Origin of the sequence: Roseiconus lacunae (assembly GCF_008312935.1) — a bacterium.
Classification (GTDB): domain Bacteria; phylum Planctomycetota; class Planctomycetia; order Pirellulales; family Pirellulaceae; genus Stieleria; species Stieleria lacunae.
In genome coordinates this window covers 205,520-230,993 of sequence record NZ_VSZO01000001.1, presented here as the reverse complement: position 1 = coordinate 230,993, position 25,474 = coordinate 205,520, and the positions used below count along the sequence as shown (strand labels likewise).

The 25,474-nt window shown below is 54.9% G+C and carries 20 protein-coding genes and 1 riboswitch; of the genes, 8 read left to right on the top strand and 12 right to left on the bottom strand.

What is annotated here, in order from left to right; translation table 11 throughout:
* Window positions 1-10: 10 nt before the first annotated feature.
* From FYC48_RS00785 to FYC48_RS00745, 9 genes are all read right to left on the bottom strand, one after another.
* Window positions 11-538: a chemotaxis protein CheW gene (locus FYC48_RS00785; RefSeq protein WP_149494804.1), complete on the bottom strand. Its 528-nt coding sequence runs from the start codon at window positions 536-538 to the stop codon at window positions 11-13.
* Between the two features lie 97 nt (window positions 539-635).
* Window positions 636-848 carry a hypothetical protein gene (locus FYC48_RS00780; protein ID WP_149494803.1) on the bottom strand — a complete coding sequence of 71 codons (213 nt, stop codon included), beginning with the start codon at window positions 846-848 and terminating at the stop codon, window positions 636-638.
* A gap of 85 nt (window positions 849-933) precedes the next feature.
* Window positions 934-1,398, bottom strand: coding sequence for a response regulator transcription factor (locus tag FYC48_RS00775; RefSeq protein WP_149494802.1), 465 nt, complete (start codon window positions 1,396-1,398; stop codon window positions 934-936).
* A 36-nt stretch (window positions 1,399-1,434) separates the two neighbouring features.
* A riboswitch (cyclic di-GMP riboswitch) is annotated at window positions 1,435-1,517 on the bottom strand.
* Between the two features lie 212 nt (window positions 1,518-1,729).
* Window positions 1,730-2,878 carry an aminotransferase class I/II-fold pyridoxal phosphate-dependent enzyme gene (locus FYC48_RS00770; RefSeq protein WP_149494801.1) on the bottom strand — a complete coding sequence of 383 codons (1,149 nt, stop codon included), beginning with the start codon at window positions 2,876-2,878 and terminating at the stop codon, window positions 1,730-1,732.
* A 141-nt stretch (window positions 2,879-3,019) separates the two neighbouring features.
* Entirely contained in the window at window positions 3,020-4,756 is a 1,737-nt protein-coding gene (locus FYC48_RS00765) for a dockerin type I domain-containing protein (RefSeq protein WP_149494800.1), read from the bottom strand.
* Between the two features lie 79 nt (window positions 4,757-4,835).
* On the bottom strand, window positions 4,836-6,542 hold the full coding sequence (locus FYC48_RS00760; RefSeq protein ID WP_149494799.1) for a glutamine--tRNA ligase/YqeY domain fusion protein: 1,707 nt from the start codon (window positions 6,540-6,542) through the stop codon (window positions 4,836-4,838).
* Window positions 6,543-6,816: 274 nt separating this feature from the next.
* The gene (locus tag FYC48_RS00755; RefSeq protein WP_149494798.1) at window positions 6,817-8,301 is read right to left on the bottom strand and encodes a cytochrome c; all 1,485 of its coding nucleotides are present in this window, start codon (window positions 8,299-8,301) and stop codon (window positions 6,817-6,819) included.
* Between the two features lie 148 nt (window positions 8,302-8,449).
* A complete protein-coding gene (gene gltX, locus FYC48_RS00750) occupies window positions 8,450-10,000 on the bottom strand; it encodes a glutamate--tRNA ligase (protein WP_149494797.1) in 1,551 nt (516 codons plus the stop codon).
* Between the two features lie 194 nt (window positions 10,001-10,194).
* Window positions 10,195-12,018, bottom strand: a complete 1,824-nt coding sequence (locus tag FYC48_RS00745; RefSeq protein ID WP_149494796.1) for a hypothetical protein — start codon at window positions 12,016-12,018, stop codon at window positions 10,195-10,197.
* A gap of 422 nt (window positions 12,019-12,440) precedes the next feature.
* Between FYC48_RS00745 and FYC48_RS00740 the strand changes: the two genes are divergently transcribed.
* Window positions 12,441-13,046: an HNH endonuclease gene (locus tag FYC48_RS00740; RefSeq protein WP_149494795.1), complete on the top strand. Its 606-nt coding sequence runs from the start codon at window positions 12,441-12,443 to the stop codon at window positions 13,044-13,046.
* A gap of 314 nt (window positions 13,047-13,360) precedes the next feature.
* Here the strand turns inward: FYC48_RS00740 and FYC48_RS00735 are convergent, their stop codons facing one another.
* Window positions 13,361-13,639 (bottom strand): ferredoxin family protein, encoded by a 279-nt coding sequence (locus FYC48_RS00735; RefSeq protein ID WP_149494794.1) that lies wholly within the window; start codon window positions 13,637-13,639, stop codon window positions 13,361-13,363.
* Between the two features lie 160 nt (window positions 13,640-13,799).
* On the opposite strand from FYC48_RS00735, the gene FYC48_RS00730 reads away from it, so the two are divergent.
* Together FYC48_RS00730 and FYC48_RS00725 are read left to right on the top strand one after the other, a co-directional pair.
* Entirely contained in the window at window positions 13,800-15,113 is a 1,314-nt protein-coding gene (locus FYC48_RS00730) for a class I SAM-dependent rRNA methyltransferase (protein ID WP_149494793.1), read from the top strand.
* Between the two features lie 318 nt (window positions 15,114-15,431).
* On the top strand, window positions 15,432-16,097 hold the full coding sequence (locus tag FYC48_RS00725; protein WP_149494792.1) for an FHA domain-containing protein: 666 nt from the start codon (window positions 15,432-15,434) through the stop codon (window positions 16,095-16,097).
* A gap of 54 nt (window positions 16,098-16,151) precedes the next feature.
* Here FYC48_RS00725 and FYC48_RS00720 read toward each other — a convergent pair whose 3' ends face one another.
* The gene (locus tag FYC48_RS00720; RefSeq protein ID WP_149494791.1) at window positions 16,152-16,565 is read right to left on the bottom strand and encodes a cytidine deaminase; all 414 of its coding nucleotides are present in this window, start codon (window positions 16,563-16,565) and stop codon (window positions 16,152-16,154) included.
* 320 nt (window positions 16,566-16,885) lie between these two features.
* Window positions 16,886-17,551 carry an MIP/aquaporin family protein gene (locus FYC48_RS00715; RefSeq protein ID WP_149494790.1) on the bottom strand — a complete coding sequence of 222 codons (666 nt, stop codon included), beginning with the start codon at window positions 17,549-17,551 and terminating at the stop codon, window positions 16,886-16,888.
* Between the two features lie 268 nt (window positions 17,552-17,819).
* On the opposite strand from FYC48_RS00715, the gene FYC48_RS00710 reads away from it, so the two are divergent.
* The 5 genes from FYC48_RS00710 (at window position 17,820) to FYC48_RS00690 (ending at window position 25,378) form a co-directional block, all read left to right on the top strand.
* Window positions 17,820-18,644 (top strand): PEP-CTERM sorting domain-containing protein, encoded by an 825-nt coding sequence (locus tag FYC48_RS00710; protein WP_160149252.1) that lies wholly within the window; start codon window positions 17,820-17,822, stop codon window positions 18,642-18,644.
* Between the two features lie 50 nt (window positions 18,645-18,694).
* The gene (locus tag FYC48_RS00705; RefSeq protein ID WP_149494788.1) at window positions 18,695-20,104 is read left to right on the top strand and encodes a right-handed parallel beta-helix repeat-containing protein; all 1,410 of its coding nucleotides are present in this window, start codon (window positions 18,695-18,697) and stop codon (window positions 20,102-20,104) included.
* Between the two features lie 120 nt (window positions 20,105-20,224).
* Entirely contained in the window at window positions 20,225-21,649 is a 1,425-nt protein-coding gene (locus FYC48_RS00700; protein WP_160149251.1) for a dihydrolipoyl dehydrogenase family protein, read from the top strand.
* A 90-nt stretch (window positions 21,650-21,739) separates the two neighbouring features.
* On the top strand, window positions 21,740-23,569 hold the full coding sequence (locus tag FYC48_RS28700) for a DUF1559 family PulG-like putative transporter (protein ID WP_160149250.1): 1,830 nt from the start codon (window positions 21,740-21,742) through the stop codon (window positions 23,567-23,569).
* A gap of 363 nt (window positions 23,570-23,932) precedes the next feature.
* The gene (locus tag FYC48_RS00690; protein WP_149494786.1) at window positions 23,933-25,378 is read left to right on the top strand and encodes a TonB-dependent receptor; all 1,446 of its coding nucleotides are present in this window, start codon (window positions 23,933-23,935) and stop codon (window positions 25,376-25,378) included.
* Window positions 25,379-25,474 lie beyond the last annotated feature (96 nt).

Here is a 25,474-nt window from a genome sequence, read left to right as displayed (position 1 = left end):
GTTACCGCGATCACATTCCTGAAACGGCCGGGGACGAAACCGACCATGGTGAATCAGAACTTGCCCACTGTGACTCAAGCGTCTGTTGGGCGATACGCTGCAAACCATGGACGTCAAGGACGCTGATTACCTTGCCTTGGTATGTAGCCGTTCCGAGCATGAAGTTGGTGGTTTCGTCACTACGCTGAGTGGCGTCGATGTGGGTTTCGATTCCGTCGATCGCAATCACCTTATCTATCGCGATTGACCAATCGCCGAGTTGGTTTTCGATCACGATCAATTGACCGATGGTCGTTTTGCGTCGGGCTTGATTACCGACGATCGGTTCAAGATCGATCACCGGAAGAAACTCGCTGCGAAGATTTCCGATCCCTGATAAAGACGGGTGACTCAGAGGCACACGCGCGATCGTTGGCATGATCGTGACTTCGCGGACCGTGGTCGCAGGAATTGCAAAGATGGCATCCCCACAGCAAAACACGCAGTGCTTGTCGCTGAGGTTTTCGATCCGGGATCGTTGAGGGATTACGCTATCCATCGTCTTATTGGGGTGTTGTGTAATGGTGCTCTGACCACCGCGAAAGTTTCGTCCGTATTGCACTCAGGCGATTCAACGCCTGCTCACGATCACACCGTCACCGTTGTCCGGAGTGATTGTGCAACGCTTGTAACGCTTCAAACGCATCGGTTGCCTCCGTCGTCGTTTGCGGACCACATTGTTCGGCGAGGTCGTTCAGCCGACGAGTGATCTGTGTCGCAAACTGATCGAGTTCAAGCTCCCAAGCGTCGAGGGTTTCGACGGTCAGTTCGAAGTCATCAGGGGCGTTGGCGGCGGTAGGGTGATTCATGAAGAGGCCGTTAACGAGCGACGAGCGTGGTGATCGATTTATCCCAGTTGCTGCGATCGCTCGCAGTTACGTACTGTTGGATGATCTATTGAGCGGTGACCTTACGATCGATCAGCATCGCGACGGTCTCGAGCAACAACTCGGGTTCGGTCGGCTTGGACAGAAAAGCTCCCAGTTCTTCGCCGAGCACGGTCAGGTGCGGAGCGTCAGAACAGGTCAAAAAGATCACCGGGGTATTACTGTCCCAGTTGGAATTGGAGAACAATTCGTGACAAACTCCATACCCATCGAGTTCGGGCATGTTGATGTCGAGAACGACCAAATCTGGCTGTTCAGCGAGTGCGCACGTGACAGCTTGGCGGCCGTCTTCTGCCAATAGGACGCGGTACCCGGCTTCACGCAAGGTGCGATCGATCAGGCGGAGCACCGTGAGACTGTCATCAGCAACGAGGACCGAGCGTTCTCGCGCGGGTGCATGGCGTAGCCGGCCGAGAGTATCGGCGGACGATTGCGTTACGGTCATTCGATAGACTCCGGTATCGACAGGCATCGCAAAGATGCGTCAATACAGTGCGTGGGGTGTTCGTTCGGTAGTGCGGCCATCTCTCTTTGCGGAGAGATCCGTCACTTTGCGTGCACGACCTCGCGGTCGGCTTGCCTTTGTCGCGAGCACCCGGACACCGCCGGATGACTCACTCAAGGCCACCGCATCCACGCTTACACTGCGCAGGAGGTGGCACTCTGCGTGAAGGGTTGGTCACGGTGACAGAGAGTCAAGCGAAACTAGAGAAAGTCAGAAACAATTGGCCGCCCTTGCGGCCGTCACTTTTGACGAAGAGATTCCCGACTTTTGCCTAGGAAATGGATTGCGTTTGTCCGATCTAATTCGCGGCCCCCCCCAGACCTGCTATTAAACGTTCAAACATCGAATCTTCGAGAGCAGCGGAGAGTGAAATCCGTAATCGAGACGTCCCCGGAGGTACCGTCGGTGGGCGGATCGCGGGGACGAACAACCCCAGCTGTCTTAACTGAGCCGCCTTTGCCAAGGCATCACCGTCACCGCCGATGACCCAAGGCACGATCGGTATTCCAGCCTCGATGGTTTCGGTTTGCAGGCCAAGCGTTTGCCTTAGTCGCGCAGCAAATTTTGCAACTCGGTCACGGCGCTCGACCAATCGCTTCGGGTTTTGGAAAAACCGAGAAGCCGATTCGACTGCTAACGGCGACAACGCGGTACTAAAAATCAATGGCCGGCAATGATTAATGAGATAATCAACGATCACTTGCGGCCCGACAACAAAGCCGCCCTGACTGCCGATCGCCTTGCTAAGCGTTCCGATCCGAATCGGCACGCGTCCCTTCAAACCGAATGCTTCGCAAGCCCCCGATAAATGCTGGCCCAGAACTCCCGTACCATGGGCTTCGTCAACGATCAACGTTGCGTCGTAGCGATCGGCAATGTTGACAAGATCCGGCAATGGCGCAACATGCCCATCCATGCTGAATACCGATTCGGTGACGATCCATACCCGGCGATAATGCGATCGTTTCTGCCGCAGCAGTTCGGCAACGAAGGTGACGTCTCGATGGGGATAGACAACACATTCGCTTCGGCTTAGTCGGCATCCATCGATTAGCGATGCGTGATTTAACCGATCACTGAGAATAAGATCATCTGACTTGCAAAGCGTCGCGACGGTTCCACTACAGGCGGCAAATCCGCTCGGAAACAATGCCGCACTTTCGGTTTGCTCGAACTCAGCCAATCGTTCAGCGAGCGCCCCGTGCTGTGCCGACCATCCACAAACGAGGGCACTCGCGCCGGCGCCGCCAACGCTTGTCTTGGCGTTGAAGGGTTCGGCCGCAAGTCCAAGGTAGTCATTGGTGCCGAAGTTTACCAATACTGTTCCGTCGGCATCAATTAGTTCGGTCCCTTTCGATTGTCGCGGAACGAGTCGTCGAATACGCGACTGTTCCTTCAATGAAACAAGTGACGATTCGAAATCTTGCCAATCTTGGTCACGGGACATAGAAGGATCAGTCGAGCGAGTGCAATGTTTCAATCAAAAATGCGGTGTGAACGTCGGCCGACAGAAGTGAGTCCTTGAGATTGCACCCAACCCGAGCGATCGCGATCCGGCGAACCCTAAGATCATATGTGAATCATTGCGTTAGAACAGTCGACCAAGGACTGCAAATACTTGATCAACCGTCACTTCATCGGCGAGTCGCCTCGGAAGATTCCCCGTGGCCGCTTCGGTCCTCATGACGGACTCAGGTTCCGCGTTCGCTTGACGTGCGCCGATTGCATTGAGTACTCGAAGCGCATCTCGTGGTGTGAGTTGCCCATCACCGTTGGTGTCCACGTAATAAGGCGATTGATCCGGCAAATCGATCGTTGATTGTCGGGCGATTTGATTGATCACAATCAACGCATCTAGCGGTGTGGCCGTCCCCGACTGGTCTACATCGGCGAAGTCTAAGACGTTGGTTAGAATCGGGCGGACGTTCCCCTCGATCGAAATTGAAAATGAAAGTGCCTCGAAATCAGTCGAAGCGATGATCGCATAGGTTTCACCAGCGGTCAGTGACGCGGTGATCTGGTTTCCCGCATGGACACCAAGGTCAATACGATCATCGTTAGTGATCCATAATTCACTTCCGATGTGATTTGCCGTGTTAATCTGCAACGTCGAATCGGTCATCGCTTCGACCATCAATGTTTGATACCCAGACCAGGCGGGCAGTGTGAAGTCGCCGTCGACTTTCGTCGTAACGATTGCCTGGTAGCCAACGTCAACGATCGAACGCTGTCGCAGCAGCGAACTCACATCGACATTCTGATTTTGAGTTTGGTATTGAAATTCGACAAGTTGCCGAGTGACTCCGCCGTCCACCCAGTACTCACCGGCGGGCAAGAAAGTCGATAGTCGCCCGACCTGGTCGGCGTCGGTACAAAAGTGTTCTGAAAAAGTGGCATCGATGGATGTCACCAAGACACACCCCTTACCACGATCGCCCAATTGGCCCGGCCCATCCATTCCGATCTGCTCGCCGAGGTCAAACCAACCGTTACGGTTCTGATCGTCAAACATGACGCCTGTCAGATAGCCACCGATCGAAGCGTTTCGTGAGAGTGTATGAGTCGTTAAGAAGTTGGTGTCCGAAGAGACTTGGCTGAAGCCATCGATCGTTTCGTATGCGATGCCAATTGCGTCACGCCGTGGGTGCAGCAGTGCTTCGAGATGACCGAGAGAACCGGAGTTGAATTCCAGGACAAAATTGACGACGTCATAGTAAGCTTGGCGTTGTCGATGACCGTCGCTGCCGACGGCATACGCCTGCCGCGTCGCTGGCATTGTCGGTCCGGATTGGTAGCCGATATTTTCATTAAAAGCTCCACTGCTCCACTCGCCGAGCGTATTTTCTCCGATGCGATCGGGATTACTGGCGGCCCGTTGTGGGTTGTAGGGCAATCCGGGAAGCTGAACGAGGCACGGCGACGCGGCGGCTGATTCGGGAGTGCTATGGGCAAAACAAGTCGACTGCATCCATTGATTATGGTTGTTCGACTCGGCGAACAACGAATCTTCCCAGGCGAGCGGTGGCAGTGGGTCGGTCGAACGCAGCAAGCTAATCGCGGCGGGAACATTCGAGGGCATCAAGCTGACTGAAATGGCTTGACGTAGATCCACCCAAACGGGATCCGTGTTAGCATAACCGTGTCCGCTGGAGGCACGATTGAGCCGCATGTCGTCGAGCACTTCGGCGAACGCCGGCGGATCAGAACGCATCGTGTTGACCAGACGCATGGCGTAGATTTCCATGGGCGTTGCCGCTAACAGACGCCTCGGCTCCAGCCGTTCGAAGCCCTTGCGTCGCGGATGCCGAACGTTCTTGGTCGCCATGAATCACCTGATCAATTGACTTGCTGGATCGCTCGCACATCGGGCGATGGTTATCAGGAGCAAGCGACTTTGGTGTCGATCAGCCAGCTTTGCCCTTAGCCACCATTTTGCCCCAGCTATCACGGAGGGGAACGATGCGATTGAACACCAATTTCTCTGCGTCCGAATCCGGGTCAACCACATAATACCCCAGACGTTCGAATTGGAAACGATCCCCAGCCGACGCCGACTCGATTTCCGGCTCGGCATAGGCGGTCGTGACTTCCAGTGAATTCGGATTCATGTTGTCGAGAAACGTTTTTCCGTCCTCGGTTTGGTCCGGATTTTCGGTGGCGAATAATCGATCGTAGTTGCGGACTTCGACGGGAACAGCCGGATCAGCACTGACCCAGTGGATTGTTCCTTTGACTTTGCGACCGGAGTTGTCTTGCCCCGACTTCGTTTCCGGATCATAGGTGCATAAGATTTCGACGATGTTTCCGTCATCGTCTTTGACAACGTCCTGACAATCGATGATGTAGCCACCACGCAATCGAACCGATCCGCCTTTCTTCAAGCGGAAAAATTTGCGGGGTGCCTCTTCACGGAAATCATCCGATCCGATTAACAGTGAACCGCTGAATGGAACCTCGCGTGTGCCGGCTGATTCGTCCTCGGGATTATTGACGACATTCATCATTTCCACTTTGCCTTCCGGCCAGTTGGTGATCGTCAACTTAATCGGATCGAAAACCACCATGCGGCGAGGTGCGACGCGATTGAGGTGTTCGCGCACCGCGTTCTCCAGACGAATCACGTCGATGGTGCTATTGAACTTCGCCACCCCGACGTCGGTCGCAAAGTTCCGGATCGATTCGGGCGTATAACCACGGCGACGCAATCCACTGATCGTTGGCATCCGCGGGTCGTCCCAACCGCTGACATGATTCTCTTTGACCAACTGCAGTAGCTTGCGTTTGCTCATGACGGTATAGGTCATATTCAAACGGGCGAATTCGATTTGCCTTGGGTGATGAATCCCCAATGATTCGCAATACCAGTTGTAAAGCGGACGGTGATTTTCGAATTCCAGCGTGCAGATCGAAAACGTGATCCCTTCGATCGAGTCACTTTGCCCGTGGGCCCAGTCATACATGGGGTAGATACACCACTGGTCACCGGTGCGATGATGATGGGCATGCATGATCCGATACATCACCGGGTCGCGCAGATTTAAGTTGGGCGATGCCATGTCAATTTTGGCACGCAACGTTTTCGTTCCGTCGGGGAACTCGCCCGCTTTCATCCGATGAAAGAGGTCAAGGTTTTCTTCGGGGGATCGGTTTCGAAAAGGACTATTCTTTCCCGGTTCAGTCAATGAACCTCGGTACTGACGCGTCTCCTCGGCAGTTAAATCGCAGACGTATGCCTTGCCCGCTTTGATCAACTTTTCGGCCCACTCAAACAATTGCCCGAAGTAGTCACTGGCGTAATGCAAAGAGTCCCATTGAAATCCAAGCCAGCGTACGTCCTCTTGAATCGATTCGACGTACTCGGTTTCTTCCTTCGACGGGTTCGTGTCGTCGAAACGAAGATTGCAGGTTCCGTTGTAGTTCTTCGCCAACCCAAAGTTCAGGCAAATACTCTTTGCATGCCCGATGTGCAGATAGCCGTTCGGCTCCGGTGGGAATCGAGTAAAAACGCCCTGCGCCTTATTCGCCGCCAAATCCGCATCGATCGCTTGCTCGATAAAGTGCTTGCTGGGGCGACTAGAAGCGGATTCGCTATCGTTGGCTTTGTCATTCATGGCGTTAATGAAATCGGTGTTGAATCGGTTGAACGGCAGGTGATCGCGGGCGAAAGAGAGCAAACGATCGGCCAGCCTCGTCGCCGTTCTAGCAATATTCTCCGTGAAGCGTTAGCCGAGGTTGGAGGTCAGGTGGCCGAAGGGCAACTACGTCGGTTTCGCCCCTGTTAGCCGGACGGCACCTGCCTGAATGTTTACCTTCGGACGCCCAACGTCGATTGTCAGCAATACGTCGCGACTTCACCGCCCAGACATGCAATCGATCGAGAGCGATTCAGGCTTCTGCAACCTCAGACACATCCGCTTGGGGCGTGTTCGCCGCTTGCTCAGCACCGGCATCGGGCGAGTCGGTTGCGGACGGTTCGCTTACGGTCGGTTCGTTCGGAGCTTCTTGGAGCGACCGGATAAAGTTGATCAGGTTCCAGATATCCTCCTTTTCGTACTCGCCAGGAACAAACGTGCTCGCCGCCGGCATCGGTGAACCATCGATGCCCTGGGTGATTCGCCGGTACAGATCGTCACGGCCGCTGCCTCCCCGGAAGACGCCTTCGGTGAAGTTACGCGGCAATGCGTTTTTGGGCGGCATTGCCCCGCGAGCCATCAGCGGAATCAACGCCTCGAGATCTTCTGGTTTCAGGCCGGCTCGCGAGGTCCAGTCTTTGGTCCAGTCGTCGTAGTCCTTGTTCTGGCCGTCGCCTTTTCCGGAGTTGCCGTGGCACTTGTTGCAACCGGCGATCTTTCCGGTAAATACGTCACGTCCACGCTGGACCGACGCGGCCAATGCGTCGGCTTGGTCACCGTTTTGCATCTCTAGGAACTCGGTGAACGAATCGGGCACAGGAATCTCTTCCGGTGGTGCCGGAACATCGACAATGTCATCTTCGGCCTCCAGCCATGAAAATGCGATGTCCTCGGCCAACTCATCGGCGAATTCCATCGACTCGTCGTACAATTCCAGTTGCTCGGCCAGCTCTTCGGTTGGGTCGGTTTTCTCTTCATCGCCGGACGACACGTCGTCGCCCGCCTCCTCTTTCGCCGCTTCCCAATCGGCAATTTTCTTTTCGATCGCTTCGCGTTCTACTTTCAGTCGTTCTCCGAGTTGACGATTGACGATGCGGTCCCCGGCTTCGAAATCAAGTTCGAAGACAGATTCATCGATCAACGTCCGTTCCAATTCTCCACGCATCGACAAATAGATCACATAATCGATGAGTGCTTCGGTGTCCTCTTCGGTCAGCTCGGGAATTTTCTTCATTGCCGTTCCGTCAATGCCATCGTAGATCACGCGGAACAGATCATCGCGAGTCGGCTTGGCACCGCGTTTGGTCGACTTCCATTTGAACAGCCCCATTCGATAGTCGCGTGGATACGGATCCAGGATCGCGGAGTTTTCGCCGCGGCCGTTTCCGGTGATCCCGTGACAACTGACGCAATGTTTGCGATAGAGTCCTCGACCTTCGCCGTCAGGTCCGGCGGCCTTTTTCAAACGCTCCATCTCGACGAGGCCTTCGAAGTCCTCGTGCTCAAGAACGGCCGGCAAGGTCGGTTCGTCGGGCGTACCGAACATGCCATCGATGATCCAAGTGGTGTCTTCAAGTGCTTCGTCCATTGGGACGTCGTTCTTGATTTGATACTTCATCGCATGAACCAAGTTCGGTTCAAATTCAGCCTTGTACTCTTGGGTACCGCGCCCGCACCCGGTCACCATCGAGAGGAATGGCACGGCGGCGACGGCAATGACGGAAACGATTTTTCGCATGGGACCTGTCAGCGAGATTGTGAACGCGAATGGGTGTGCGTGGAGGATCATCGACCGATGCGTTTGCACGGGCAAACCACGTCCTCGTCCGTAGCATTCGCAATTCGGGGTGGGAATACTCTAAGGCTGCGCCATTTTGGCCAGCGAATCAAGAATCTGCGGCATTTTTGACCGCCTTTTCGATCCGTTCGGCAACTCGTTCGGGGCCGAGAATCGCTAACGTATCGAACATCCCGAATCCGACCGCTGTCCCGGTGACGGCAACCCGGACCGCATGGATGATCTGGCCGATTTTGATGCCCTTTTGCTCGCAGTAGCCTTTCAACAGCGATTCACAGGCATCGGCATCGAACGCCTCCGCATCAAGAACAACCTGACGGAATCCGGACAAGAGGTCGCAGGCGTCCTCCGGTTTTGCGATCCGTTTTTGAAACGCTTTCGGTTCGAATTGAATGTCGTCGCCGAAGAAATAATCAAAATCGATGATGTCACCGGCCACCTTCAGGCGATCTCCCGCCGCGGCAACCACCTTCGAGAGGTTTTCGTCACTTTCGGAAGACACCAGTCCGGCGGCTACCGCGAACGGAGTGACTGCCGCCAAGCGGTCTTCGTGCGGTAGCCCGGCAAAGTGATCGGCTTGGAACGCCATCAATTTCTGCGGGTCGAACGATGCCGGTGATTTGGTCACACGTCCAAGTGAAAAATGCTCGACCATCTCAGCGACAGAAAACTTTTCACGCTCGCCGTCGAGCGACCACCCGAGTAGGACGAGGTAGTTGAGCAATGCTTCGGCCGAAAAACCGATGTCACGATAGAAGTCGACGATCACCGGGTTGAACGTCTCGTCGCTGGTTTCCAAGTTGCAACGTTCGGCGATCCGTTGTCCGTGGGCGAGTAAGTCCGCGAAGTCTTTATTTTTGAGGTACTTGTTCAGCTTGCGTTTACTGAGTTTGGCGGTGCCGCCCGGTTCGGCGACATAAGGCAGGTGTGCGAATTGGGGGCGTTCGTAGCCGAGCGATTCGAGGATAAAAATTTGTCTTGGCGTATTCGGCAGGTGTTCCTCGGCGCGGACGACATGGGTGATGCCGAACTCATGGTCGTCGATCACGCTGGCAAGGTGATACAGCGGGCTACCGTCGGCGCGGGCGATGACATGATCTTGCTCCGTTTCCCAAGCCACTGTGACGGTACCACGGACTAAGTCTTCGATCACGCAGTTGCCGTCGCGAGGCATCTTCAAACGCACCACCGCTTGTCGACCTTCGGCTTCGTATTTCGCCGCCGCGTCGTCGTCTTCGGCCATCCAACGCCGATCATAAAAGTATCGCTCGCCACGTTTCGATGCCGCTTCACGCTCGGCTTGAAGTTCCTCCGGCAACGCGTAGTCGCGATACGCGTGTCCGCTATCGAGTAGTTGCTTGACCGCGGCTTTGTGCAGATCGACACGTTCAGATTGATAGTACGGGCCGTGCGGTCCGCCGATTTCGGGGCCTTCGTCCCAGTCGATCCCGAGCCAGCGAAATCCATCCAGAATGGGCTGAAGCGCTTCGCTGACGTTTCGGCCGGCATCGGTATCGTCGATCCGAAGGATGAACTGGCCGCCCGACTTGCGAGCCAAGAGCCAATTGAAGAGCGCCGTGCGAACGCCGCCGATGTGTAGGTAACCGGTCGGACTAGGGGCAAAACGTGTTCGTATCATGTCAATCAACAGAAGCGATGGAACGGCGCGACAACCGGCAGGTTGCCGGCGAAGTATTCGAGGCCACAAAATATCAACCTGCCGCGAATTCTCGAAGGGCCCGCATCGATATCCATGACGCTCCGTCTGCTAGATCACGTCACACGATCGATGTTTTCGCCCGATCATGGTGCCCCATCGCTTGACAACGGCGGCTACGCGGCGCGTCCGCTGCGACGGAGTTGCTTTCGCAGGCGACGGCGTTCACTTTTGCTGAGCGAATCCCAATCGATGTCGTCGGGATCCATCTGGTCGCTGTCCGTGTCGTTATCCGACGAAGCAGAGCGAGTCGATGCGGCCGGCGTTCGCCGAACCGGTTCCTCTTCGGGAACGGAATCTTGGGAAGCCTCCGCACGTCGCCGGGCTCGCTTGGACGCTCGTGATTCAGACTGGCGAGGCGAGTCCTCTGGATTTGTGTCGTCGGATTCGCCTTCCTCTTCGGAGTCTGCTTTCGGAGTCCGCTTTGGTAGCTTCGCTTTCAGCCGTGCGAACAAACCAGGCTTCGTCGTCGAAGGCTGCTCGTCTTCTTTGCCGGCCGTCGGAGATTCCTCGACCGGCGAATCGGACTGCTCGCTCGCTTGGGGATCCTTCGGCGGCTTCAGACGCATCGAGAACCAGCCTTTGCGTTTCTGTTTGGGCGCTACCTCTTCGGCCTCGCCATCATGCTCCTGATCGTCAGTGTTGTCGACGGGCGCGGGCTTCCGCTTCAGGCGGAACCAGTTTCGCTTTGGCTTATCGCTTTGATCGCTGGGTTGAGTTTCGTCTATCGCATCGGAATCGACGTCCTCGGACACTTCGTGCTCCGGTTCCACCTCGGTTGCCGGGCCCGAAGCTTCCTTTTGGCTGGCTTTCTTTCGTCGCTTCAATCGATCGAGCAACCCACGACGCTGCTTTGGTGATGCGGCGACTTCGGTATCGTTTTCGGACGATTCGTGCAGCGTCTCTGCTTCGTTTTCTGGTTCGTCTGCTTTCTTGTTGGGGGCTGTCGTTGAAGCGGTAGGTCGGCGCCGGACCTGGACATCCGCTGCCGCCGGCCTAAGGTCCGAGGCACCGGCGAAGAAATCGGATTCGATCGGTGCTTGTAGGTTTTTGCGATCGGTCTTCCATTGTTCAAAACGCTCTCTCAGAGACGGACCATCTTCGATCCTTCGTACCTGGCGAAACAAGAGCCTTAAATAGCCGACAAAGCCGAGCATCAACATCGAACAGCCGACGATCGGTGCGGCCAATGCGAGGGTTGATCGGCCAATGGAATCGATCACAATCACATTCCATGCGGCGGCTTCTAAAACGGCAAATGAGGTCGCAGCCAGCAAGATCGCAACGAGCGCCGGCCGACAACGATAGACCTCGTGGACGAGCCGCAGAAACAGGATCGTTCCGCCGACGTCGATCAGGATTCGCAGCCAGCGTCCGCCGGAGAGGACCGCGCGATCACCGAGCCCGAGATCGAGGAACGCCCCTACCCAGTCGACCAAGCCGACCACCGAATGGACGCAAGCGACCAACATCACCACGGTCGTTAACCGCCAGAGTTGATAATGTCCGCGATAGTCGTCGCGGCGATGAAGCCGGAGTCCGTATATCAAGTATGACGCGCCGGCGGTGATCAACAGGTTCATCGTCAACCACCATGCCGCAAAACTATCTGCCCGATCCAATCGCAACGGTCGTGAAATCGAATCGCGAACAGTCAGGGGTGGCCAAGTGACGGCTAAGTGATGCGCGATAACCAACATCGCGGTCAGGCCGAGGGCAGCCGAGGTGACACAGATCATCGCCCTCCTGGTGACCGGAACGAGCGAAAACCAACGCGCCCGTAGATGACGATTCACGCGTGACCCGAACTGGCTCGCCGGTTCGCGAGCCTCACGAGATAACGATGATTCCGGAGGCCGCCCAGAGGCATCGGTCGAAGCGACGTGAGCTTGATAGAGCACACGGCGGCGTCGTTCGCTGGTACGGCGGACGGTTGGCATGGTCGGCTTCGGTTGGCCTGATTGAATCTTTGAAACACGCCGGGGGTATCGGCGACACCAGCCCAAATGAAACGCAACGGCACGGATGAACGGGCGCGGTTGGAACGTTAGGAAAAGTCGCCCTCAAAGGTCAACGGGAATCCCGTTTCTTCTGATCGACTGTGTTCGATGGCGAACCCAAACGCCCATCGGGGGTGTCTGGGCAGGCACTAGGAACCGCAAAAAAAACATGAAAGTCGAATGAGGAACGCGTTCGCGGCCCTGATTGATCCCCCATCGCGTTGGCGTGTTTGGCTAAAATGGCAACGACCTCGGGAGGTCAGCAGGTCCACATCTGTGCGGTTTGCCTGTTCCTTTTCACCAATTCGTTGGCCCGACTGGCAAGTGCGTGCTGGTCAAGTTTCTGCAAGGATTTTGCTGAGATGAGTCAGAGTTTGCTGGACAGTCACGTTCTAATCCTGAATCGCTTCTATATGGCTATCCGTGTGGTCGATGTTCGCCGCACGTTGACATTGCTGTATCGCGAATGTGCCGAAGTAATCAGCCACGAAGCCGGCCAGTTCATCAGCTATGACTTCGAAAGCTGGTGCGAGATGAGCCAGTTAAACTCGATCGAGAAACAACCCGGCGATGAGTTCATCCAGGCGGTCGGATTCGAGTTGCAGATCCCTCGGATCGCTCGATTGACACGGTTCGACCGAATGCCCATGCAAACGGTGCGTTTCAATCGCAAGAATCTGTTCGCTCGCGATGAGCACACCTGTCAGTACTGTGGTAAAGATCTGCCGACGCACAAGCTGAGTTTGGATCATGTCATCCCGCGAAGCCAGGGCGGCCCAACGACCTGGGAGAACATCGTGGCGTGTTGCTTGCGGTGCAATTCACGCAAAGGCGGACGGACTCCGAAAGAGGCTGGCATGAAGTTGATGAACAAGCCGGTCAAGCCGCGATTCAATCCGCTTGTCACCCATTCGGTCGACGACCCTCGATACGACTGCTGGAAAACCTTCCTGCCGGCCGCGGGGTAACGATCGCTCAAGTCGTCGCGGTCGTCGTTGAAGGAGTTCGTGCGGATAAACGAGCTCGTTCCGGACGGCGCGAGGGTGGCAGGTCTTGGTGCGTCGAAGCTCGCACCGGCACACACACCAATCGTTCCGCAAACCAGACACGACGTCCAGCGGAAAGATCTAGGTGAGCCATCCCCACCGAGGTGATGGCTGTCGAGAGCGAGCAAAGTCAGTTTCGGCCGAAAAAGAAAAGCCTTGCCGGAATTTGTCCGGCAAGGCTTTTTTGTTCAGTTGCTCAGAGGTGTTCGGCCAACAGTTTCATTGGCCCGTTGGGATCAGTCGTCCGCCAGCGGCTCTTTCTTTTCCGTGATCACTTCGCACTCTTCCGATTTCTCGGCGTTTAGCTCGATGTAGCTCTTCCATTCATCGGGCACATTGTCTTCGTGGAAGATCGCTTCGACCGGACACTCGGGCACGCATGCTTCGCAATCGATGCATTCTTCGGGGTGGATATAAACCATCTGGTCACCCTCGTAGAAACACTCAACGGGGCAGACGACGACACAATCGGTGTATTTGCAGCCTGAGCAGGGTTCGGCGACAACGTGAGTCATGTTCAAAAACCTTTCATTATGGGAACCTATTTATAGTCACCTCTTTGCCCAATATATCGACCCGGCAAACGATTGACTGCACCCCAATGAGCGGTGCGTAATAGGAATGTTAAACGAATCTACCTTCTCTCCACTAGACGCCCCTTTGATAGAACCGTCGATGCCCCCAGCACCCAACGATCGAATCGAGAACGACGCCACCGAACCTTCCGACACCTCGCCGAGCGACGAGGTTCATGACCGCGACAGGACACCGCAATGGCGTGTCAAACCGGGACGACAGTTCCCGTTTCTTGCCAGGCATCCGTGGGTGCACGCACACGCCTTGATCGGAGGCGGCAAGGCGATCGGTGGCAAAGCTCCAGAAAATGAGACTCAATCTCAATGCGGCGATGTCGTTGATCTCGTTGATATCGATGGAAATTTTTTAGCCCAAGGATTGATCAATCCGGCCAGTCGACTGCGGATCCGACTTTACAGCTTCGATCGCCGGCACCCGATTTGCGATCAGTTCTGGCGTGACCGAATTGACCTTGCGATCGCCCGGCGACGGTTGGCGGCGACCGAGACCGGTGAGGAGGCCGAGCGATTGATCTTTAGTGAATCGGATCTGCTGAGCGGACTGATCGTCGATCGCTATGCCGATACGCTCGGGGTTCAGTTCACGGCCGGGGCGCTGCTGCGCTATCGCGATCTGATTCTTGATCATTTGCGTCAGGCGACCGGGTGCGAAAAAATCGTTGTCCGGATCGATGAACGGACCGCAAAGTTTGAAGGCGTGTCAGCGGAATCTGGAACAATTGTCTCGCCGGAACCGATTTCTCCCGACGGAGTTGCCTATCGTCAGAACGGTCTGGACCTCGTCGTTGACTTGGTCAGTGGGCAAAAAACGGGCGGATATCTCGACCAAAGAAAAAATCATGCGGCCGCTGCGCGTTACTTGCACGGAAAACGCGTGTTAGATGTGTGTTGCTACACCGGCGGATTCGGTTTAGTTGCTGCGAAGGCGGGGGCGGCAGAGGTAATCGGGGTCGACTCGAGCGAGCACGCACTCGAAGCCGCGAAAGCTGCCGCCGAACGGAACGAGCTTTCCGGTCGGATGTCGTTCGTCCGTGACGATTGTTTTGATGCGTTGCGAGCGTTCGCAGATCGAGGAGAGAAATTTGACGCTGTGATTTTAGATCCACCACGTTTTGCCGGTTCACGCAAACAGGTCGACCAAGCTTTGCGAGCGTATCGACGTCTTAACACGATGGCACTCGACTTGATTCCCAGTGGCGGAATGCTTGTCACGTGCAGTTGCAGCGGGCGTGTTTCCAGAGCTGAGTTTGTGGCGATGCTGACCGATGCCGGACGAAAGAAACGCCGAGATATTGTTCTGTTAGAAAACCGCGGTGCCCCGGCCGATCATCCGACGTCGGCGACCTGCCCGGAGAGCGAGTACCTAAAATGTGTCATCGCCCAGGTGATGTAAACTGACCGGCAGACGCCTTCGGGGCCGGTGAACCAGATCCGGCGAACCGACAGGACCACCCGACGCCCCCCGTTTAGACCCTCAGAAACTGCGAGACAATGCGTTCATCAGCGGATATATTGTGCGACTGCTGCACCTTTGTGTTTCAAGTGTCGATCTGCACTCCAATAGACCGGAGCTAGCGCCGCGTTCCAATTCGGATTTCGGCTGACCGATCACATCCAGATTTCCAATTGGAGCAGCGCACTCGCGTCACATACACGCTAGCGCTGCCGGAACGCCACGTATCACTCATCAACTCATCAGCGGAGTCTGCCCATGTCGGGTGTGACATTAAAAGTTTTACACGGCGCAGACCGGGGAAAGGTGTTTCATAACTTGAACCCACCTTTCACCGTTGGACGCGAAGAGATCAACGATATCCAGCTCAATGATGAGCGGGTCAGTCGCTGCCATTTCAAGATCCAGCGTGACAACGACCGCTTGGTGCTGACCGATCTAGACAGCACCAATGGGACCAAGGTAAATGGTGTCGAGTACCCACTGAAAATTCTCCGCAGTGGAGACTTGATCTCGGTCGGCCGCAGCCTGATGCTTGTCGGCTCAGAAGAAGAGATCGCGGCAAGGTTGGCTGCGCTCGGCAGCGACAATCCCACGATGGCGCGTGAGATGTCGTCTTCGGAAAGCTCGGTCGCGCTCGACCTCAGCCAAGAACGCTCTCCATTTCAAATCGATGTCGCGTCACTTCGAGATGCCCCTTCGATCCCCGATAATCTCAGCCCGGGACAACGTGCCCAGCTTTGCGAGATTCTTGACTTTTTGCAGCATCGGATTTGCCGTTTGGTCGACACCGCAAAAATTGACGAGAATAGTCAAAGCGTTTCACTCAAGCTGAGTGCCTGGCAGCGACTGCTCAGCGTCCAAGCGCGACTGAGTGAAATGCATCGCAAGATCTCCGATCCGGAATGGAACGGTGAAAATTGAATCCAAAGATTGGCGAACGGCACAACTCGAGCGCTCAGGCGAAACAGAGTCGCTTTAATTCATCGGCAGATTCGACGCGTCAAATGCGTCGGGAAGCAATTGCGAAAGTGAGCGAATCTGCCGAGCCCCGGTGAGGACGTCCGCCATGATGACTTGTAAGTCCCTACCAAATTCAGACAAGAACTGACGGCACGCCCCGCAAGGGCTGACCCCTCCGACACTGGCAATCGCGATCGCCTTGAATTCGCGATAGCCCTTCATGACCGCCGTCGATGTCGCGACCCGCTCGGCACAGATCGAAAGCGAGTAGCTGGCGTTTTCTACGTTGCACCCCAAGACGATTTCACCGTCGGGAATCCACAACGCAGCTCCAACATAAAAATGACTGTGGGGGGCATACGCTTGGTCCCGGGCATCGATCGCGCTGCGGACCAATCGATCGATTTCCTTGGACTTCAGTTCATTCATACCTGGGATTCCGAAGCGGTCGATCGCAACCTACCATCACCTCCGCCGGGCGATGGGGGCGATGGGGGCGATAGGATCAACCATTGAGTTATTTTCAGTGACGAGCGCGGTGTTTTAACAGATCATTCAGTTCTTCAATTCGGCGATCAAGCCCCGGCCGCGATTAAGAACCTGTCTGAAAACCGAAGCATTCTAATTCGTAAGCCGACAATGCCAGCGGCGTCATTGAGGTTCCGCGACAAAACTAACGCTCGGTTGGGAAAGGATGAAATAGAGCGGTCGTCAATCCGAAGTACCATCCGCCCGACCTGCGAATTGGATCATTCGGCTTCCGGCGTTTGCTCACGCTCGGAGTGCAGGTAATGACTGATCGGAACCGCTGCGACGGAACCGATCACCGGCGCGACCAAGTATACCCATAGGTGCTGCATTTGACCGCCAACGAGTGCGGGGGCGAGGGACCGTGCCGGATTCATCGAGGCGCCACTGATCGGACCACCGCAAAGGACTTCGAATGAAATCACCCCGCCGATCGCTAACCCTGCCGTGATACCTTTCTCTTTGGCGCCGACGGTCACGTTCAAGACAACGAACATCAACATCAGCGTCAGCATGATTTCCAATACGAACGACTGCATCACCGTCCCGTCGGGCAGTGTGGCTCCCAAGCTTTCTTGATCAGGATAGAGGAATCGTAACAACAGGCTTGCCGCGATTGCCCCCGCGCACTGCGCCACGATATACGGCACAACCTTACGGCCTTCGAATCGTTTACCCACCCAAAAGGCGATTGTCACGGCAGGGTTGATGTGTGCCCCCGAAAGATCACCGATCGCATAGATCATCGCCGAAACGACTAACCCCCATGCCATCGCGATGCCGACCAGTGAGACGTCACCGTCGGTGACCGAATTGACGATCACCGAACCGGTACCGACAAAAATCAAAATGAATGTACCGACGAATTCGGCAATGTATTTCTTCATACTCGCGGGCTCTTAGCGGGAGGGGCATCGGTGTGTCGCCGAAGCGAGCGACACTTCGATCGGCAGGGCCATTGTTTTAGCTATCGAGACGGTCGCTTGCAGGTCGTCGACGAAGAATCAATCGCCTTTTCTAGAAAACCGGTGCTCCACGAAAGTCATTGCCGAAAACCATCTTAAAATCTGCTGAATCAGACGGGGCCGATTGATATCCTGTCTTGATCAACATGAGTTTCTTCCACGGTGTTTTCTTGCGATGTTGCGACCCCCAATGAGTCTTCGCCAAATCCTCTTGTCAGTTTTTTGCCTGACTGTCATTGCCGGGATCGATCCATCCAAGGCCGACGCCGACGTCACCAATTTTTTAACCTGGCAACCGATTGCCGATCCGGTCGATCCTGGATTCAGCGTCGCGGCCAGTCCTACGACGGCGAACCTGTTTGCGCTCGATCAGCCCATCGCCGCCGGAATCGACATCGGCTTCGCTTCGGTCAATGGTTCGACCGTCGCCAGTTCGATGACGGGACACTACTTTCGGCCCACGGACAGTTTTGCGTTGGCCATTGACTATGATTGGTCCTTTGCCGGGAACCCAAGTGGGCTGCTGGGACTGGGGTTTGGCATCGGCGAAGATGCAGCGGGAGAGAATTCTGCGGGGATCGGCTTGGTCGCAAACTCTGGGATACCGCTGTTAACTTATGCGGGGGCGGCGCGGGTGAACGATGTCAATCAAAACGCCATGCTTCTTGGCACACCTTCCGAGCTATCGGGCACGCTGTTCGTTTCTTTTCATGCCCCTAACGGAGACATCACCGTCGGTGCGGCCACGACGAAAGGTGCCACGATGGCCGACGACTCAACCACGTTTTCCAGCCTTCAACAACAATGGAACGGCGACAATCTGATGGTTTCGTTCTTTATGCGAAGCGATCAACAGTCGATTCTTCAGAGCTGGCAAGGTGGTCAGTCGGAAGCCGCGTTTAGCAACTTTCGCGTCCTCTCAGGGGCAGCCGTCGCGATCCCCGAACCGTCAGCGGTGATCCTGCTATCATCGTTGACCGGCGGTTTCCTATTACGGCGACGCCGAATGACTTGAAAGAAACTAATTTGAGCTGAAGCAACGTAAAACGAGGCCGCGTGATTGACATGGACCGACAGATCAAGCTTATCGGCTTTGTTTCCTTTTTATTATTCATCAGCTGTTCGTTTTATTTCCCCGGACGCGAGGTTGTTGCCGACGAAGTGTCTCCCGAAAGTCTCGTCGGCGACGGAAAAGTCGACGACACCGCCGCGATCGAAAAACTGATCAAAGAAAACGGAGGTGCGATTCGCTTTCGCCGTGGCGTGTATCGACTGACACGAACGATTGAAATTGACATGGCGAAAGTCGGTTGGACCAGTTTGTCCGGTGATGGCGTCGCCCAATTTCGTATGGAAGGACCAGGCCCGGCCTTCCGATTCGTTGGGACCCACCGAGGAACGGCGAACCCTGGCACGGTTCAACCCAACGTTTGGGAAAATGAACGTACGCCGATGGTCGATGCGATCGAAATCATCGGCGCCCATCCGGACGCTTCGGGTATCGAGGCGGACGGCACCATGCAGTTGACGCTTACACGTGTTGTCGTACGCAAAGCGAAGGACGCGATCCGATTGGTCAACCGAAATCGCAATACAACGCTGTCGGAATGTCATCTATATGAAAATCACGGTGTTGGCGTCTTTCTTGATCACGTCAACTTGCATCAGATCAACATCTGCAATTGCCACATCAGCTACAACGCCGGTGGTGGCGTGGTCGCCAAAGGCAGCGAAATTCGCAACCTGCAGATTACCGGGTGCGATATCGAAGGCAACATGGGAGATTCTGATGCGTCACCGACCGCGAACGTCTGGCTGGACTCGACCGATTCATCGGTCGGCGAAGTTGCGATTGTCGGCTGCACGATCCAGCACACCCATGACGCCCCTGGGTCGGCTAACGTTCGAATCAACGGACTGTCAAATCCCCGTGACTTTACCGACGAACGCCGGACCGGAAATATCACGATCGCGGACAACATCCTTTCAGATGTCCAGACCAACCTCGACTTGTCGCATGTCCGGGGAATCACCATCACAGGCAATACGTTATGGAAAGGCTACACGGCAAACGTAGTTGCAAAGCATTGTGGCCAAGTTGTCTTCAACGGAAACCTCTACGATCGAAACCCACGTTATCACTACGGTGACGGCGCATCGGCAAAGCTGGGCGTTATCCTTGAATATTGTGACGACGTCACGATTGCTTCGGAACACTTCGGCGGAGCGACGAAACAAGAAGCAGATTTGACGCTTCGCAACTGTGATGGTGCAAATATCACCGGTTGCACCTTTGCCGCGATCGACCGAGTCGGTATTGGATTGGAATCGACCACGTTTGCACAAGTGACAAGCTGCTTATTTACCGCCCAAAATCAACAAGCAACGCAAGTACGATTTAGCGGAAAAAAAGACTGCGAGTACCGTAACAATCGATTTCGAGTCGTGGAACCAAAGCAGACTAACGAGCGTTAGTCGATTTCCATCACGAACGGTCTCTGAATTGCTCTCCCCTGACCCGTTTTGACTCGGTCGAAGTGGTACCCTTACGGTGAACACGTCGACGCCATTCTTTTCCAGGGATCGATGCTACCGATGAACGCAGCGACAACGTTTACGTCACCGTATCAAGAACGCACCAAATCACAGTTCGACCTAATCGTGATCGGTAGTGGTCCGGCCGCAAAAACGATCGCGCGGGAGGCCGTGCAATCAAAGCGTTCAGTAGCTTTGGTAGAAAACCGTGAATTCGGCGGGACATGTGCACTGCGAGGGTGTAATCCAAAGAAGGTATTCACCAACGCTGCACTGTTATTCGACCAGATCAGCTTCGATGAAGGCAAGCGATTCGAACATCAAAAGCTTGAGCTAAACTGGCAGGAACTACTCAGTTACAAACGCCAATTCACCGAACCGGTCGCCAAGCACACCGAAGAGAAACTTAACGATCAAGGCGTCGCCACATTTCATGGCCAAGCATCGTTTGTCGACCGACAGACGGTGGAAGTCCACCCATCCAAAAACGACCCCGCGTCCGTAGATCCGGCACGACGGATTCACGCGAAGCGGTTTGCGATCTGCGTCGGTGCGGCCCCTCGACCGCTTTCATTTCCGGGAAGTGGATGGATCATCAACAGCGATGAGTTTCTCGAACAGACACACCTGCCGCGACGAGTCCTGTTCGTTGGCGGTGGCTACATTTCGATGGAGTTCGGGCATGTCGCCCGCAGTTATGGATCGGATGTGACCATCGTTGAGCAGGGCGATCGATTGTTGTCAGGATTCGACCACGACATGGTCGATCAGTTGGTCGCGTGGTCAAAACAGAAAGGAATTCGTTTTCGGACCGAATGCAAGATTCAAGCGATCAAGAAGCAAAGCGGAAACAGCTTTTTAGTCCACTTCAAAAACAACCAGCCCATCGAAGTCGACCTAGTCGTCCATGGCGCCGGACGAATTCCCAACCTTGATCGATTGAATTTATCTGCGGCTGAGATCAAGTTCACGAAACGCGGAATCGCGGTCGATTCATCTTTGCGTTCGACCAGCCATGACGGAGTGTTCGCCGGTGGGGACTGCGCGAACAATGGGGCGCCGATGTTGACGCCAATCGCCAACGAAGATGCCTACGTGATCGGTAAAAATGTATTCGCGGACCAGCCCACTCATCGAGCGAACTATCGAGGGATCGCCGCAGTCGCCTTCACTTGCCCGCCGATCGCAACGGTCGGCATGACCGAAGAGGAAGCAAGCGAGCGGGGAATTGAGTTCGACATCCACACCAAAGATACGTCGACTTGGGGAAGTGTTCGAAAAGCTGGGTTGACCTGTGCGGGCTACAAAATATTGGTCGAAAAATCATCTGGGTTGATCGTCGGAGCACACTTGCTGGGCGTCGGGAGCGAAGATCAGGTCAATTTGTTTGCCTTGGCTATCCGTCATCAGATCCCAGCGAAGGAACTCAAGGCGATGCCATTTGCCTACCCCACCTTCACCGCCGACATCAAAAGAATGGTATAGCAAGTTCTCCTAAATGAACGATCTATCACCGACCTACGTAACCTTTGTTGCGATTCATGATTGTTCGACTTTCAACGCGGGGAATGTTCGATGGTGGATGGATCGAATTCGAATCGGCTAATTAAGCTGGCCGTTGGTCTGTTGTCATTGAAAGTCTTCTTGCTGATCCTCTATCAGTATCGCTGGTACTTTCCCGCCGACTTTGATTCCTCACCGTTTCTCGCCGGTCGTCGCTATACCTTTCATGGGGTTTATGTACTGGCATTCTATCTGCATTTACTGGTCGCCCCGCTAGCCTTAATCGTCGGCACACTACTGATCACACGGCGAGTGGCCGGAACGCTCCATCGACGCCTCGGTCGACTTCAACTCGTTGTTGTTTTGTTTGGCGTCGTGCCATCAGGATTGTTAATGAGTCGTCAAGCGTATGGCGGTTTGATCTCAGAGATTGGATTCATGACTCAATCAGTATTGACCGGTTGGACAATTTTGCTTGCGTCGAAAGAAGCCATCGCCGGAAAGTTTGATCGACATCAAACGTGGGCGATGCGTTGCTATCTGCTCCTTTGGTCGCCGTTATTGCTAAGGATAATCGCGGGGATCACGATCGTTAGTGGGACCGAATCGGAGTGGACCTACCGCATCAACGCATGGGCGAGCTGGATGATCCCGATTGGGATTTACGAGTGTTGGCGAGTCAGTCGATGTCGCCCGGGGAATCGGTCTTCGGCAGCTGGGGGCGATCGAGTGGCGGTGCGTCCTCAGGCGGCGCGTGGATTAACGATCGTACAACTGTTGGTCGTTCTCGCCGCGATCGGTCTGGTCATCGGATTGTTGCTCCCCGGGGTTCGAACCTCGCGCGAAGCTGCTCGGCGGATGAGTTGCTCAAACAACCTGCGTCAGATCGGATTGGCCCTGCATAATTATCATTCCGAGTTCAAACAGCTACCGATTCAAATGGGCGGAACTTCTGCAGTAGGGAGAAACAATCCTGGGGATCGCGACCACAACGGACGAAGGCTAAGTCTGTTCGTTGGCCTGCTACCGTTCTTGGAACAGCAAGCGTTGTACGAATCTATCTCTAAGGGGGATGCCTTCGTTCCGATGGGACCGCCACCGTGGACGCAATCTTATGTTCCGTGGACAACCGAAGTTCCTGCATTGCGTTGTCCGTCGGATGTTGGATCCGGAAATCCGGCAATGGGACGCGTCAACTATGCTGCTTGTCTAGGTGATGCGATCGAAAACCTAGACACGGGATCAGCGTATTGGGACGAGTCGACTGCGGGATGGATCGAACGCCCGGCCGAGGACGTTGACGCAACCGGTCGCGGTGTCTTCGTTCCTCGTCGAGCGATTCGATTTCGTGAAATTTTGGACGGATTGAGCAATACGATCATGCTGGGAGAGATCATCACAGATCTTGGTGATGGCGATGTACGCGGAGCCGCGTCACTTCATAATGCGATGCACGCTGTCATCGATCAGCCAATACATTGTGAAGACCAACGCGACCCCGAACGCCCGAAGTTTTGGATCGATGTCGGGAAAGATTCGCATCAACGGTTCGGACCGCCGAATCGCCGCCGTGGCTATCGATGGGCGGACGGGGCGGCGTTGTATACGGGATTCAACACCATCCTGCCGCCGAACCGTGAACTCTGTCTCGGTGGCGACGATGAATCGATTGGAATTCTTCCGTCGGCCAGTCGACACCAGGGTGGAATACATGTGCTGATGGCCGACGGTGGTTGTATCTTCATGACCGATTCCGTCGATTGTGGTGACCTAAGCAAGGGAACGGTGACGCTAAACGGGACGGAAGATCGTGCCCCCGGAGCTGGCAGCCCCTACGGTCTTTTCGGTGCGTTGGGCACTCGCCAAAGTCGTGAGGTAATCGATGAGCAGCTGAATCAGTGATCGAGCCAGTTCGGTCACATCGGCCATCGTCAGCACGAGCGAAATCTGTGCCGGATCGTATTGGGGCATCTGCTGCGCGGCGAGCGCATGTGGTTGTGGGATGACCGCGAGCGGCAACACGGGCCTGCACATTCACATGTGGATGCAGATCGGTGAATGCCGATAGGTAGCGGCACCACGCGAGACCCCTTTGGGAAAACCGTCATTCAGAAAAAATGACGGTTTGTCCTTAATTGGATGCATTTGTCGCCATCCGATGTCGTGTCGATTTGATTGCGTTAGGGGGCGAGCTAGGTTCGGACGTCTTGCCATTTTCTCTCAGATTTATGCAGCCAGCTCAGCAACGGAAGAGGCGTTCGATCGATGATTCGCAAATCGCTACAGCAAAAGCCCCTGGAAACTCTGGACACCCACCAGAAAGCTCTCGAGGTCAATCTCGATCCTCGTCGATACGGCACGTTTGCCGAAATCGGTGCCGGACAAGAAGTGGTTCGCTGGTTCTTCCGTGTCGGTGGTGCCGCGGGAACGATCGCCAAAAGCATGTCCGCCTATGACATGAAAGTGAGCGACGCAATTTATGGACGAGCGTCACGCTACGTTTGCCGTGAACGCCTGGAAGCAATGCTGGACTACGAACACAAGCTGAACATCGATCGCTTGAAGGAGCAACGTGGCGATACGACAACGTTCTTCACTTTCGCCAACACCGTTTCGGCTCGAAATTTCCATGGCACTAATGCCTGCCATGGTTGGATCGGCATCAAGTTCCAGGCACACCCACAAGACGAAGACAGCCAGATCATTTTGCACGTCAAAATGCTCGACGACGAAGCCGCACTGCAGCAAGAAGCACTAGGCATCGTCGGTGTGAACTTAATTCATGGTGCCTTCGCGCTGCACCACGAACCGGAACTTTTGGTTGCGTCGTTGCTCGATGAATTGTCAACATCGCGAATCGAAATCGACATGATCGAGTTTTCCGGAATTGCATTCCGTCACGTCGACAACCGCCTGATGAGTTTGCGACTGGTCGAGTTGGGGCTCAGTGGCGCGGCGATGTTCGCCGCCGATGGCACCGTGTTGCAACCATCAGAGTATTTTTACCGCAAAGCGATTCTGGTCGAACGAGGAAGCTTTCGCCCAGTCTGTAACGTCAACTTAGACATGCTCCGTTGTGCGAACGAGAAATTTTCTAAATTGCCGAGCGTCGCCGGGAAAGAAGTCGCCCAGGTCATGGAACTGACGATGAATAACTTGAAAGCTGGAGGCGAGATCGATCTAAACGATTTCCTGGCCCGCGCCGATGTGATGTCAGCTTGCGGGATGCCCGTTCTGATTTCTGATTATTTCCGCTACTTCCGCCTTGCCGCGTATCTCTCATCACTAACCAAAGAACCGATCGCGATCACGATGGGATCAGGCAGCGTTCAAGAACTGTTCGACGAGCAATACTACGCCAGCCTTGACGGCGGAATCCTGGAAGCGTTCGGAAAACTGTTTAAGAACGATTTGAAGATTTATTGTTATCCGATGCTGTCCTCTGATTCGGGGGAACTGATCACTTGCAATAATCTTCAAGTCGATCCACAGTTAAAACAACTGTTTGGTTACCTCCGAGACCGAGGATGTATTCAAGACGTCGAGGATCACAACCCCGATTGCCTGCGAATCCGATCGCGAGAAGTGCTCAAGAAAATAAAGCAAGGCGATATGAGTTGGGAGAAGATGGTTCCAGAGAAAGTCGCTGACGTGATTAAACGCAAACGCTACTTTGATCACAATCCTGAATTCGAAGCGATCGAATACTGATCGAACACCCCCTCCGCGATCGATTGACCATGTAGTATCAGGAGACGCTGCTCGTCATCAAATGACCTTTGCCAAGACCGCGCTGACTTTGCTAAG